Source organism: Luteimonas wenzhouensis (assembly GCF_007859305.1).
Classification (GTDB): Bacteria; Pseudomonadota; Gammaproteobacteria; order Xanthomonadales; family Xanthomonadaceae; genus Luteimonas; species Luteimonas wenzhouensis.
Window position 1 is genome coordinate 224,400 of the sequence record NZ_VOHE01000001.1, and the last position, 13,941, is coordinate 238,340.

Consider the following 13,941-nt stretch of genomic DNA (forward strand, 5'->3'; position numbering starts at 1 on the left):
CTAGCGGGGCGTCCCGGATGCAGTCCCAACCCGCCCGCGACGGCCACGTCCGCGCCCTCGCCCCGCACCGCACGCCCGGCGCGGCCGCGCGGCGGGCGGGGGCTCAGGCGCGGGTGAAGTCGAAGGCCAGCACGTCGGCGATGCAGGGCGTACCGAGCATGGCCATCAGCAGTCGGTCGACGCCCAGGGCCACGCCCGCGCAGGCCGGCAGCCCGGCCTCGAGCGAGTCCAGCAGGGCCTCGTCGAGCGGCGGGACCGGCGCCCCGCGCGCGCGGCGCACCTGCACGTCGCGCTCGAAGCGCCGGCGCTGTTCGGCCGCGTCGGTGAGCTCGTGGTAGCCGTTGGCCAGCTCCAGCGCGCCCAGGTACAGCTCGAAGCGCTCGGCCACCTCCACGTCGCCGCGGCGCACCACCCGGGCCAGTGCGCACTGGGACGCGGGATAGTCGTGCAGCACCAGCAGCTGGTTGGGCGGGAAGCGCGGCTGGATGCGATGGGTCATCAGCAGGTCCAGCCAGTCGTCGCGGGACAGGCCATCGGGCTCGATCACGATGCCGTCCGCGACGGCGCGCAGTTCGTCGACGCTGGCGGTCAGCGGGTCGACGCCGAGGGTGTCGCGATACAGCTCGCGGAAGGTGGTCCGCGCCACCGAGGCCTCGCGCCCGACCAGCGACAGCGCCGCCTGCACCAGTTCCACGGTCTCGTCGGCCAGCCGCAGGTGGTCCCAGCCGACGCGGTACCACTCGAGCATGGTGAACTCGGGGTTGTGGCGGCCGCCGGCCTCGCCGTCGCGGAACACGCGGCCGAGTTCGTAGCAGTCGCCGACGCCGGCGGCCAGCAGCCGCTTCATCGGGTACTCGGCCGAGGTACGCAGCCAGCGCGTGCGCGGCGCGCCGTCGGTGCGGCCGGAGAACTCGAGCGCGAACGAGGCGATGTTCGGATCGGTGTTGCCGGCCCGCGACATCATCGGCGTTTCCACCTCGAGCACGTCGCGGGCGAAGAAGAACTCCCGCACCAGGCGGTTCACCCAGGCGCGCAGGCGCAGCGCGTCGCGCGTGCCCGAGGGCATCCATGCCTGGCCGGCGGCGACGTCGTCGCGCCAGCCGGGCCCCGGCTGGAAGCGGCTCACGCGCCCGCTCCGTTCGCGGCGAGGAACGCCAGCAGCTGCTCTTCGTCCCAGACTTCGATGCCCAGCTCCGTGGCCTTGGCCAGCTTGGAGCCGGCGGCCTCGCCGGCGACCACCAGGTGGGTCTTCTTCGACACGCTGCCGGCGACCTTCGCGCCCAGCGCCTGCAGCTTCTCCCCGGCCTCGTCGCGGGTCATCGAGGACAGGCTGCCGGTGAGCACGACGGTGCGTCCTTCGAGCGGCCCGGTGACGGCCTCGGCCTGCTCGGGCGCGGCCGCGAGCAGGCGCTGCCGCGCCGCTTCCAGGGCTTCGAGGTGCGCGCGTGCCTCGGGATCGGCGAGGTAGGCGGCCAGGTTCTCCGCGCCGGCCGCGGACGCACCGGCACCCGTCCAGCCGCTCGGATTGGCGCGCAACAGCGCGTCCAGGCTGCCGTAGGTCCCGGCCAGGCGCTCCGCGCTGCGGTCGCCGAGCTTCTCGACCGGCAGCATGCGCAGCAGGTGGGCGAGATCGAGGCGTTCGCGCAGTGCCGCCGACGGGGGGCCCTCGTCGGTGAAGCGGATGCCCGCGGCCAGCAGCGCGTCCACCACCCGCGCGTTGCCGGGCTGCTCGAAAAAGGTTGCGATCGAGCGCGCGACCTCGCCACCGATGTCGGGCAGCGCCTGCAGCAGCTCGGCGGGCGTGCTGCGCACGAACTGGAGCGAGCCCAGCCACTGCGCCAGCGCCTTGGCCGTGGTCTCGCCCAGGTGCGGGATGCCCAACGCGAACAGGAAGCGCGGGAGCGTGGTCCGCTTGCTCGCCTCGATGCCCGCGACCAGGTTTTCCGCCCAGCGCGTGGCAAGCTTGCCGGACGTGTCGACGGAGAGGTGCGCGCGCAGGAAGCCTGCGTCGCGCCAGCGGGTGCGCTCGTCGGCCAGCCGCTCGGTGCCCTCCGCGTCGAGCGCCAGCGCGCCCTTGCTGTCGGCCACGGCCTGCACCAGGTCGGCGGCGGTGCCGGCGTCCAGCGCCGCCTTCATCCGCACCAGGTCCTCCACGGTGAGCGCGTAGAGGTCGGCCGGCGAGCGCACGAAGCCGAACTCCACCAGCGCCTCGGCCTGGCGGTCGCCCAGGCCCTCGATGTCCATCGCCCGGCGCGAGGCGAAGTGCCGTACCGCCTCCTTGCGCTGCGCCGGGCACGATAGCCCGCCGCTGCAGCGCCAGGCCGCCGCGCCCTCCTCGCGCACCAGCTCCGAGCCGCACACGGGGCAATGCGTGGGCATCGTCCACGGCACGGCACCGGCGGGGCGGCGCTCGGCGATCACGCGCACGATCTCGGGGATCACGTCGCCGGCGCGGCGCACGATCACGGTATCGCCCTCGCGCACGTCCAGGCGCGCAACCTGGTCGGCATTGTGCAGGGTGGCATTGGTGACCGTGACGCCGGCCACCTGCACCGGCTCGAGCCGGGCCACGGGCGTGGCCGCGCCGGTGCGGCCGATCTGGATCTCGATCGCGCGCAGCACGGTGGACTGCTCCTGCGCAGGGTACTTGTGCGCCAGCGCCCAGCGCGGGGCGCGCGAGACGAAGCCCATCTCGCGCTGCTGGGCGTAGTCGTCGAGCTTGTAGACCACCCCGTCGATGTCGTACGGCAGGCTGTCGCGCGCCGCGCCGATGCGGCGGTAGTAGGCGATGAGGCCGTCGAAGCCGGTGGCGGTGTCGACCTCGGGCGCGATCGGGAAGCCGAACCCGCGCAGCAGGGCCAGGGTCCTTGAATGGGTTTCGGGCAGCTCCAGCCCGCGTACCTCGCCCACGCCGTAGGCGAAGAACGCCAGCGGTCGGCGGCGGGTGACCGCCGGATCGAGCTGGCGCAGCGAACCGGCGGCGCCGTTGCGGGGGTTGGCGAGCAGCTTCTCGTTGCGCTCCAGCGCCCGCGCGTTCCACTCCTCGAACGCTTTGCGCGGCATGTAGATCTCGCCGCGCACCTCCAGCACGGCCGGCGGCGGGGCGTCGCCGGTGCGCAGCTTCAGCGGCACCGCGCGCACCTGGCGCAGGTTGGCGGTGACGCTCTCGCCGGTGGCGCCGTCGCCGCGGGTGGCGCCCTGGACGAACACGCCGTCCTCGTAGCGCAGGCTGATGGCCAGGCCGTCGAGCTTGGGCTCGACCGAGAACACCGGGTCGTGGATGCCGAGGCGCTGCTCGATGCGGCGGACGAAATCGGCGACCTCCGCATGGCGGACGCGGTCGTCGGCGTCGTCGGGCACGCCCGGGGTCTCGAAGGCGTTGGCCAGCGAAAGCATCGGGATGGCGTGCCGGACCTCCGGGAAACCGCCGTCCGGGCGGATGCCGACGGTGCGCGTGGGCGAGTCGTCGGAGGCGAGTTCGGGATGGGCCAGCTCCAGCGCCTCGAGCTCGCGCATCAGGGCGTCGTACTCGGCGTCCGGGATCGAGGGGTCGTCGAGGACGTAGTAGCGGTAATTGGCGTCTTCGATGCGCGCGCGCAGTTCCCTGGCGCGGGCGGTGGTGGCGGAGTCTGGCATGGGGGTGATTGTAGGGCGCGGGCGTTGGCGGCGCGTCGCCGTGACTCGGCGTGGCCGGCGCTTCCGCGACCGGCGCCGAGAAGCTGCCCGGCTGGCGCGGCGACCCGACGGACCGCGACGCGGCCGGGCAGGCCCTGCGGCGAATGTCCCCCGGCATCGGCCCTGCGGGCCAATGCCTCCTCCTTGATTTCGCCGCAGGGCCTGCCCGGCCACGTCGCGGCTCGGCTCCGGAAGCCCCAGGGGCGAGGCCGGCGGGCGACCGGCGCCGGCGAGGGCGGCGCATGCCAGGGGATGCGGCGAGAGCATCCGGAGTGCGCGGCCCCACCCGCCTCGATGCACGGCTCCACTATCCCCGCACGGACTACAGCAGCCGTCGGGGTCGTTGTCCGCCGACACGAATGAACCGGGGAATCCCGCCGGCCGCCCGGACCCACCGTGGTCATCTCGGGAGCGACTGGCCCGCTGCCTCCCGAACGTTCCCGCCGCGCACGGAACCGCCCGGATGGATCACGCGGGAGCGGGTGCCTCCGGGTGCGAAATCAAGGAGGAGGCGATGGCCGCAGGCCGTCGCCGGGGGACATTCGCACCCGGGGGTACCCGCTCCCGGCGCCGCGCGCACTCCCCGGCCGCCCCTCTCGGCGGACCAGACGGCCAGCGGCTTCGGCAAACCAGCTGGCAGACACAGGTACGGACGCCGCACGCGCACGTGCGGCCCAGGCGAAGGGGGCCGGAAGCCCGGCGCCCCCGGGAAATGTCCGCGCTTACCAGCGCGGGCTGCGCGTGACCGGCGGCGCCTCGTGCTCGCGGTCCCAGGCGCGCATCTCGTCGCGCAGGCCGGCGATGCGCTGCCGGCCGAGTGCGTTGCGCTGCTCGTCGAGCACCACGCCATCGAGCAGCTCGGCCATCCGCTGCGCGGCCGGCAGCATCGCGTCCCAGGCATCGAGCGCGCTCACCGGCGCCGGCAGCGTGAGGAAGAACGCGATCGCCGGAGTTTCCAGCGACTGGATCTCGGCCATGTCGAAGCTGCCCGGCTTGCGGATGTTGGCCACGCTGAAGATCGGCCCACGCTCGGGATGGCTCTCCACCAGCCGGTGGAACACGTTCATGTGGCCATAGGTCAGGCCCGCTTTCTCCGCCGCGACCACGATGTCCGGCCCGCGCAGTACCTGTCCGGCCTTGGCCGCCACGTACAGCGTCACGATCCGGTCGAACTCGTCGCTGACCCGCTTGCCCAGTTCGCTGTTGGGCGAGGCCGCGCCGACGGTGCCGTCGAGCAGCTCCATCTCGGTCTGCACCGCTTCCTCGTCGGCGCCTTCCGCCGCGTCGGCCAGTTCGCGCTCGATCTCCGCGCCCAGCGTCGGCTCCGCGCGCCCCGGCTCCCCGTCGCGCGACACCCGGCGTCCCTGGCCCTGCCGCGGCCGGGTCCCGAAGTACCAGATCGCCGCCAGCAGGATCAGCCCTGCCACCAGGATGCCAATGCGCAGTTCGGTCATGCCGCTCCTCCGAAGGTCGTGCAGGGGCTCACGCGGCGCCGGCCAGGCGCGCGGCCTCGGCCAGGTCCACGGATACCAGGCGGCTCACGCCCGGCTCGCGCATGGTAACCCCGCACAGCTGCTGCGCCGCTTCCATCGTCGCCTTGTTGTGGGTGACGAACAGGAACTGCACCTGCTCGCTCATCTCCGAGACCATCGCGGTGAAGCGGCCGACGTTGGCCTCGTCGAGCGGCGCATCCACCTCGTCAAGCAGGCAGAACGGCGCCGGGTTGAGCCTGAAAATCGCGAACACCAGCGCCACCGCCGTCATCGCCTTCTCGCCGCCCGACAGCAGCGAGATGTTGCTCACCCGCTTGCCCGGCGGGCGCGCCATGATCGCCACGCCGGTGTCGAGCAGGTCCTCGCCGGTCAGCTCCAGGTAGGCGTGGCCGCCGCCGAACAGGCGCGGGTAGAGCTCCTGCATGCCCGAGTTCACCCGGTCGAAGGTGTCCTTGAAGCGGCCGCGGGTCTCGCGGTCGATCTTGCGGATCGCCTCCTCCAGGGTCTCGAGCGCGGTACGCAGGTCGGCGTCCTGGGCGTCGAGGTATTCCTTGCGCTGCGCGGCCTCGGCGTGCTCCTGGATCGCGGCCAGGTTGACCGGCTCGAGCCGGCGCAGCTTCGCGTCGAAGTCCGCGACCATCTTTTCCCAGGCCGCGGCGTCGGCATCCTCCGGGAGCCCGGCGAGCACCTCGTCGAGCACGAAACCGGCCTCCGCGACCGCCTCGGCCAGCTGGGTGGCGCGGATGTCGAGCGCCTGCTGGTCGAGCCGCCGCTGCGCGATCGCCTCGCGCTGGGACAGCGCCTGCTGCTCGCGCTCATGGCGCACGCGCTCGAACTCGCGCAGTTCGGCATCGATGCCCTCCAGCGCCGAGCGCGCCTCGGCCAGGGTGCGTTCGACCAGCACCCGCTGCTCGAGCGCAGCCTGCCGCTGCTGCTCGAGTTCCTGCACCGGGGCATCGCCCTGCGACAGCTGCGCGGCCAGTTCGCCCAGGCGCGCGTCGAGCTGGCCGCGCTGCCCGCCCATGCGCTCCAAGGCCTGGGCCAGCGCCACCACCTGGGCGCGCTGCGATTCGAGCGTCAGCGCCAGGGCGTGCGCGGCGTCGCGCGATTCGCGGGCGGCCGCGCGGGCGGCGTCGCGGGCCTCGACCAGGTTGCGGCGCTCGGCCTCGAGCGCGGCGCGGCGGGACTCGAGCTCGGCCATCCGGCCAACCGCGTCCTCGAGCGAGGTGCGCGCCTGGCGCGCCTGCCGTGCGCTGTCGTCGATGACTTCGACCAGCTGGGCCAGTTCGGCCTCGATCTTCTCGATCCGGGCGCGGGCGCTGTCCAGGCGGCCCTGCTGGCCCTGCAGCTGGCCGGCGAGTTCGGAGACGTTGCGATGGGCCATGTAGAGCTGGCGCTGCGCGTCCTCGCGCTGCTGCTCGGCCGCCAGCAGCCGCTCGCGACCGGAGGCCAGCGCGGCGTCGAGCTCGTGCTCGCGCGCCTGCAGCTGCTCGATCCGCGCACGCAGTTCCTTGATCTCGCGCTCGCGCAGCAGCGCGCCCTGCTTGGCCGCGCCGGTGCGCAGCACCCGCACCCAGCCGGCGCCGAGGCGCTCGCCGGCGCGGGTGATCACCGATTCGCCCTCGCCCAGCCGCGCCTGCAGCGCGCGCGCCTCGGCCAGGGAGTCGGCCACGTGCAGCCGCGCCAGCATGCGCCGGATCGCGCGCGCGCCTTGGACCTTGGCCGCCAGCGAGGTCGGCGCGACCGGCTCGTCGCCGTCCTCGGCCGCCACCAGGGCCAGCCGGCCCTCCCCCAGTTCGCCCAGGGCGTCGACCAGGGCTTCCGGGGCCTGGACCAGCACGCCCTCGATCAGCTGCCCGAGGGCGCTCTCGACCGCGTTCTCCCAGCCCGGCTCGACCACCAGCCGCTCGCCCACGCGCGCGGCCGAATCCAGCCCGCGCTGACGCAGCCATTCGACCGCGGCGCCCTGCTCCTGGCCGAGCGCGGCGTGCTGCAGGGTCTCGAGCGACGACAGCCGGCCGCGGGCCTCCTGCGCCTGCTTGCGCACGTCCGACAGCTCGGCCTGGCTGGCGCGCTGCTGGTCCTGCAGCTCCACCGCGGCCTGCTTGCGACGCTCCAGCTCCTCGGTCAGCCCGTCCAACGCCAGCTTCTGCTCCTCGTGGCGCAGGACGATGTCCTCGAACGCCTGCGACAGCGCCTCCAGGTCGAGCGCCGCGCGCTCGGCCTGGAGCTGTTCGCGGCGGCGGTCGGCGTCGAGCGCCTGGCGGTCGAGGTAATCGACGCGGGTGCGTTCCACGTCGCCCGCGCGCGCGGCCTGGTTCTGCTCGCGCTGGTGTTCTTCCCAGCGCTGCTGCCAGTCGGCCAGCGCCTCCTCGGCCTCGCGCAGCGCCTCCTGGCGCACGCCGTCGTCCTCGCGCAGCGCCTCCAGGCGCGGCTCGGCCTCGGCGATCGCGGCCTGCAGCTCCTCGAGCCGGGCCTGGTCGCCGCTGATGTGGGCGCCGATCTCCTCCAGCGCGTGCCGGGTCTCCTCGCGCGCCTTGACCAGGCGTTCGGCGAGCTCGCGCTGGTGGGCGATCTGCTGCTCGATCCGGGCCAAGGTGCCGCCGACCTCGTAGCTCCCGGCCTGGGCGCGGGCCAGGGCCGCGGACGCCTCGTCACGGCGCACGCGCCCGGTCTCGAGCTCGCGCTCGGCCTCGCGCTGCTCGGCGATCAGCTGCTGCAGGCGGGTTTCCTCCTGCGACAGGCCCTCGCGCAGCGCCTGCAGCTGGACGTCGAGGGCGCGGAACTCGAGCGCCTTCCACTCCGCGTCGCGGATCTTCCGCTCGGCCTGGATCGCGGTGTACTGCTCGGCCTGGCGCGCCTGGCGGGCCAGGTGCTGGAGCTGCTTGCCGACTTCCTCGCGCAGGTCGTTGAGGCGGTCGAGATTCTCGCGGGTGTGGCGGATGCGGTTCTCGGTCTCGCGGCGCCGCTCCTTGTACTTGGAGATGCCGGCCGCCTCCTCGAGGTAGACCCGCAGCTCCTCGGGCTTGGCCTCGATCACCTGGCTGATCATGCCCTGCTCGATGATCGAGTAGCTGCGCGGGCCCAGGCCGGTACCGAGGAACAGGTCGGTGATGTCCCGGCGGCGGCAGCGGGCGCCGTTGAGGTAGTAGCTGCTCTGGCCGTCGCGGCTCACGGTGCGCTTGACCGAGATCTCGTTGAATGCGGCGTACTCGCCCGAGATGGTGTGGTCGGAGTTGTCGAAGATCAGCTCGACCGTGGCCTGCGAGACCGGCTTGCGCGCGCTCGAGCCGGCGAAGATCACGTCGGTCAGCGAGTCGCCGCGCAGGCGGCTGGCCGAGCTCTCGCCCATCACCCAGCGCACCGCGTCGATGATGTTGGACTTGCCGCAGCCGTTCGGCCCCACCACGCCGGTCATGTTGGTCGGCAGGTGCAGGGTGGTGGGGTCGACGAAGGACTTGAAACCCGACAGCTTGATGGTGGACAGGCGCATGCGGCGTTGGGGGTCCCTGCCGCGCCGGCCGGCGCGGCACCAATGTTGATCAGGAACAGCAGGATTGACTTGCAAGCCATTGAATGGCGTAGGATCGCGGGGATCCGGACGCCGTTCGAATCCGCGAGTATAGCGACCGCCCGCCCGCCAGCGCCCTCTCAGCCCGTCGTCCGGGCCAACCGCTCCAGGAAGCGCGCGCACCAGGCGTGGATGTCGAACTCGGTGATCGGCCGCATCATCGACTCCCAGCGTTCGCGGCGCTCGGGCAGCGGCATCGAGGCAGCGCGGGAGATGGCATCGGCCACGCCGTCCAGGTCGTAGGGGTTGACCAGCAGCGCGGCATCCAGCTCGGCCGCCGCACCGGCCAGCATCGACAGCACCAGCACCCCGGGGTTCTCCGGGTTCTGCGCGGCGACGTACTCCTTGGCCACCAGGTTCATGCCGTCGCGCAGCGGGGTGACCAGGGCCAGCGAGGCCAGCCGGTAGAAGCCGGTCAGGGTGGCGTGGCCGAAGTTGCGGTTGACGTAGCGCAGCGGGGTCCAGTCGGGCTCGGCGTGGGTGCCGTTGATGTGCCCGGCGATGCCCTCGAGCTGGTCGCGCAGGTGCCGGTACTCGGCCACGTCGCCGCGCGAGACCGGCGCGATCTGGAGGAAGGTCAGGCGCCCGCGCTCGTCCGGATGGCGCTCCAGATAGCGGCCGAAGGCACGGAAGCGCTCGGGCAGCCCCTTGGAGTAGTCCAGCCGGTCCACGCCGATCGCCAGCTGGCGCCCGCTCATGCTCTCGCGCAGCGCCCGCACCGCCGGCTTGCCGACCGCGGCCGCGGACTGGGCCGCGATCCGGCCGGCGTCGATCCCGATCGGGAAGTTGCCCACGTCCACCCGCTTGCCGCCGGGCAGGGTCACGCTGCCGTCGGGCTCGATGCTGCCGCCGCCGAAGATCCGCGCGTAGGTGCGGAAGCGGTCGGCGTCGCGCATGGTCTGGAAGCCGACCAGGTCGTAGGCGTAAAGGGTGCTGAACAGGCGCCCGTGCTCGGGCAGCGCCGAGACCAGGTCGGCCGAGGGCATCGGCACGTGCAGGAAGAAGCCGATCCGGCACCCCACCCCGCGCTCGCGCAGCATCGCCGCCAGCGGGATCAGGTGGTAGTCGTGGATCCAGAGCAGGTCGTCGTCGCGCAGCAGCGGCGCCAGCTTCTCGGCGAACAGCAGGTTGACCCGGCGGTAGCCGGCGCGGGTCTCGCGGGCGTAGTCCACCAGGTCCAGGCGCGAGTGCAGCAGGGGCCACAAGGTGCGGTTGGCGAAGCCGTTGTAGTAGGCGTCGTGGTCGGGCCGGTTGAGGTCCATGGTCACGTAGCGCACGTCGCCGTCGGTCTGCTCGTGCAACCGGCCGCTGGCATCACGCACCACCTTGCCCGACCAGCCGAACCAGACCCCGCCGTGGGCGCGCAGCGCCGCTTCCAGCCCCACCGCCAGGCCGCCGGCGCGGCTCTCGCCCGGGAGCGCGACCCGGTTGGACACGACCACCAGACGGTTCATGAGGCCTCCTGCCAGCTGCGCGAAAGCCGCATCGCGGCGATGATCAATCCTACGTGGGAGTAGGTCTGCGGAAAGTTGCCCCAGGCCTCGCCGTCGTCGAACGCGAGGTCCTCCGAGAGCAGGCCGAGGTGGTTGCGGCGCCCGAGCAGGCGCTCGAACATCGCCCGCGCCTCCTCCTTGCGGCCAATCGCGGCGAGCGCGTCGATGTACCAGAAGGTGCAGATGGTGAAGCTGGTCTCGGGCTCGCCGAAGTCGTCCGGCGCGACGTAGCGGAACAGCGCGTCGCCGCGGCGCAGTTCGCGCCCGATCGCCTCGACGGTGGCGACGTAGCGTGGGTCGTCCGGCGGCAGGAAGCCGATGTCGGCCAGCAGCAGCAGTGAGGCGTCGAGGTAGTCGCTTTCGAACGATGCGCTGAAGTGCCCGGCCTCCTCGCGCCAGGCCCGCTCCACCACCGTCGCGTGGATGGTGTCGGCGCGCGCGCGCCAGTGCGCCGCGCGCTCACCGAGCCCCAGGATGCCGGCGATCCGCGACAGCCGGTCACAGGCCGCCCAGCACATCGCCGCGGTGTAGGTATGGACCTCGGCGCGCCCACGGAACTCCCACAGTCCGGCGTCGGGCTGGTCGTACAGCTCGAAGGCGCGCTCGCCCAGCGGCTCGAGCCGGGCGAAGGTGGCCTCGTCGCCGGGATGGACCAGTCGCTGGTCGATGAACAGCTGGGTCGAGGCCAGGACCAGGCTGCCGTACACGTCGTGCTGCTTCTGCACCCAGGCCAGGTTGCCGCGCCGCACCGGCCCCATGCCGCGGTAGCCGGCCAGCGACTCGACCTCCTGCTCCTCCAGCCGCTCCTCGAAGGCGATGCCATACAGCGGCTGCAGGTAGCCGTCGTGGGTGGCGATGTTGAAGATGTAGCCGAGGAACTCCTCCATGCTCCGGGTCGCGCCGAGCCGGTTGAGCGCGCGCACCACGAACGCGGCGTCGCGCAGCCAGCAGTAGCGGTAGTCCCAGTTGCGCGGGGTATCGGGCGCCTCGGGGATCGAGGTGGTCATCGCGGCGATGATCGCGCCGCTGTCCTCGTACTGGCACAGCTTGAGGGTGATCGCGCTGCGGATCACCGCCTGCTGCCATTCCAGCGGGATCGACAGGTAGCGCACCCACTCGCGCCAGTGGTGTTCGGTGCGGCCCAGGGCCTCCTCGACGTAGCCGGACACCGAGCGCTCCAGCGTTTCGTCGGCGCCGAACACCAGGTGCACCGTCTCCCACAGCACGAACGGCAGCTGGTCGCGCACGAACCGGATCGGCACGTCGGTGGTCAGGCGCAGGGTGAACCCGGGCAAGATCCAGCGCATGTGGTTGCTGCCCCACGTCGACTCGGGCACGCGCGCGCCCCAGTCGGCCAGCGGCCGGCACCGCACGCGCAGCCGCGGCGTGCCCGACAGCGGCCGGATCCGTCGGATGATCGACACCGGGCGGAAGATGCGGCTGTTCTGCTTCCAGCGCGGGGCGAAATCGATCACCTCGACCGCGCCGCCGTTGCGGTCGTGCAGCACGGTGCGCAGGATCGCGGTGTTGGTGACGTATTCCTGCTCGCTGTGCGAGTAGTCCTCAAGCTCGATCGCGAGGTCCCCGCCCTCGTGGTGGCGCGGCGACAGCAGGGCGCAGAAGGCCGGGTCGCCGTCGAAGGCCGGCAGGCAGCCCCACACCACCCGGGCCTCGCGGTCGATCAGGGCGCCGAAGCTGCCATTGCCGATGACGCCCAGGTCGAGCGAGGCCTGCCGCGCGGCGCGCGCGCTCATGCGCCGGCCCCCAGCCAGGCGTAGACCGCGTCGATGCCGGGCAGCCGGTGCTCGGCCGCCGATCCCGCGCGATCGCCCACCAGCACGCTGATCCCGCCGCGCGCGTTGACGACCTCGAACCCGTGTTCGTCGGTGAGGTCGTCGCCCACGAACACCGGCCGGCGGCCAAGGAACGGCAGCTCGTCCAGGAACGCGGCGATCGCCTCGCCCTTGTCGCCGCGGGCCGGCCGCAATTCGACCACGTGGTCGCCGGGCTGCAGGTGGTAGTCGGGCAGCCGGGTCAGGGCCTGCATCGCGAATGCCTGTAGGTCGGCCGCGGCCTCGGGCATCAGCCGCCAGTGCAGCGCGATGGCCTCGCCCTTGTCCTCCAGCAGCGCGTCGGGGTAGCGCTCGCGCAGCAGCGCGGCGGCCTGGGCCTTGATCGCCTCCAGCGCCGCGGGCGGCGCGGCCGGCGGCGGCGGCTCCTCGCCGGCGCGGCGGCGCTGCAGGCCGTGCAGGCCCGCCGCCGCGAAACGGTGGGGCGCGAAGAGCGCGTCGAGGGTTTCGATCCTGCGGCCGCTCACCAGCGCCAGGGCGCCATCGAGCATCCTCGACAGTTCGTCCAGGCGGTCGACGACCGGGGAGGCGACGCTGACCCCGTCGGGCTGGTCGGCGAAGGCCGCCAGCGTGCCGTCGACGTCGAGGAACAACGCCCACTGGTCGGACAACGGGGGTGGCGGCGGCAATGGGGGGGTGCCGTCGTGTGTCATGCGTCCATGATGGCGCGGATCGGAGCGTCGTGCCATGAAGGCGCCGTCAACCCGGCGTCAACGCCCGGCCGTCGTCCGGGTCGAAGGCGTGCAGCGCGCCGGGCGCCAACGACAGCCGCAGGCGCTCGCCCGCAAGCGGCGGATCGCCCGGCGGCAGCCGCGCGACCAGGCGGGCCTCACCCAGGCGCAGGTTCACGTGGATCTCGCTGCCGACCGGCTCGACCACGTCCACCACCGCCTCGAAGGCATCGCCACCCCCGGCACCGGCCGGCAGCAGGTGCTCCGGGCGCACGCCCCAATCCAGCTCGCGCCCTTCCCAGGCTGGATCGACCGGGGTGCGGGCCGGCAGCGGCAGCTGGCCGCCATCGGCCAGCGCCAGCCCCCAGCCAGCGTCCGCGCGCAGCATCCGCGCGCGCAGCAGGTTCATCGCCGGGCTGCCAAGGAAGGTCGCCACGAAGCGGTTGGCCGGGCGCTGGTACAGGACCATCGGCGTGTCGATCTGCTGCACCCGCCCCTCGCTCATCACCACGATGCGCTGGCCGAGGGTCATCGCCTCGACCTGGTCGTGGGTGACGTAGACCATGGTGGTGCCCAGCCGCTGGTGCAGGCGCGCGATCTCCAGCCGCATCTGCGCCCGCAACCCGGCGTCCAGGTTCGACAGCGGCTCATCGAGCAGGAACACCTGCGGATCACGCACCAGCGCGCGGCCCAGCGCCACCCGCTGGCGTTGCCCGCCCGACAGCTGCGCCGGCCGCCGCGACAGCACCTCTTCCAGGCCCAGCAGCCGCGCGACCTCCGCCACCCGCGCCTGCAGCCGTGGTCCGGCCATCCCGCGCAGGCGCAGGGCGAACGACAGGTTCCCGGCCACGGTCATGTGCGGGTAGAGCGCATAGCCCTGGAACACCATGGCAATGTCGCGGTCGGCAGGCGCCACCTCGTTGACCACCCGCTCGCCGATGCGAAGTGTGCCGGAGGTGATCGCCTCCAGCCCCGCGATCATCCGCAACAGCGTGGTCTTGCCGCAGCCCGAGGGCCCGACCAGCACCACCCGTTCGCCGTCGCCGACCTCGAAGCTGGCGCCTTCCACGGCGACATGGCCGTTGTCGTACACCTTGCGCAGGTTGTCGAGCTCGACGCGCGCCATCGCTGCTCCCGTCCCGGTCCCGGCGGCGCGCCGCCGGCGCCGCCATCTTCGCGCGGCGCGGG

At 72.9% G+C, this 13,941-nt stretch carries 8 protein-coding genes; all 8 read right to left on the reverse strand.

Features of this window, described 5'->3' with window-relative positions; all coding sequences use genetic code 11:
• Positions 1-103: 103 nt before the first annotated feature.
• Positions 104-1,066, reverse strand: a complete 963-nt coding sequence (epmA, locus tag FQY79_RS01030; RefSeq protein WP_146310791.1) for an EF-P lysine aminoacylase EpmA — start codon at positions 1,064-1,066, stop codon at positions 104-106.
• A 56-nt stretch (positions 1,067-1,122) separates the two neighbouring features.
• The gene (gene ligA, locus FQY79_RS01035) at positions 1,123-3,636 is read right to left on the reverse strand and encodes an NAD-dependent DNA ligase LigA (protein WP_146309941.1); all 2,514 of its coding nucleotides are present in this window, start codon (positions 3,634-3,636) and stop codon (positions 1,123-1,125) included.
• A gap of 761 nt (positions 3,637-4,397) precedes the next feature.
• A complete protein-coding gene (gene zipA, locus FQY79_RS01040; protein WP_146309943.1) occupies positions 4,398-5,129 on the reverse strand; it encodes a cell division protein ZipA in 732 nt (243 codons plus the stop codon).
• 28 nt (positions 5,130-5,157) lie between these two features.
• Complete coding sequence (gene smc / locus FQY79_RS01045; RefSeq protein WP_146309945.1) at positions 5,158-8,661, reverse strand: chromosome segregation protein SMC; 3,504 nt, start codon at positions 8,659-8,661, stop codon at positions 5,158-5,160.
• Positions 8,662-8,819: 158 nt separating this feature from the next.
• Positions 8,820-10,193, reverse strand: coding sequence for an alpha,alpha-trehalose-phosphate synthase (UDP-forming) (otsA, locus tag FQY79_RS01050; RefSeq protein ID WP_146309947.1), 1,374 nt, complete (start codon positions 10,191-10,193; stop codon positions 8,820-8,822).
• Positions 10,190-11,986, reverse strand: coding sequence for a glycoside hydrolase family 15 protein (locus tag FQY79_RS01055; protein ID WP_146309949.1), 1,797 nt, complete (start codon positions 11,984-11,986; stop codon positions 10,190-10,192). Before FQY79_RS01055 ends, otsA begins: the two co-directional genes overlap by 4 nt.
• Positions 11,983-12,735 (reverse strand): trehalose-phosphatase, encoded by a 753-nt coding sequence (gene otsB, locus FQY79_RS01060; protein WP_146309951.1) that lies wholly within the window; start codon positions 12,733-12,735, stop codon positions 11,983-11,985. The genes FQY79_RS01055 and otsB overlap by 4 nt, the downstream gene beginning before the upstream one ends.
• Before the next feature lie 46 nt (positions 12,736-12,781).
• Positions 12,782-13,879 (reverse strand): ABC transporter ATP-binding protein, encoded by a 1,098-nt coding sequence (locus FQY79_RS01065; RefSeq protein WP_146309953.1) that lies wholly within the window; start codon positions 13,877-13,879, stop codon positions 12,782-12,784.
• Positions 13,880-13,941 lie beyond the last annotated feature (62 nt).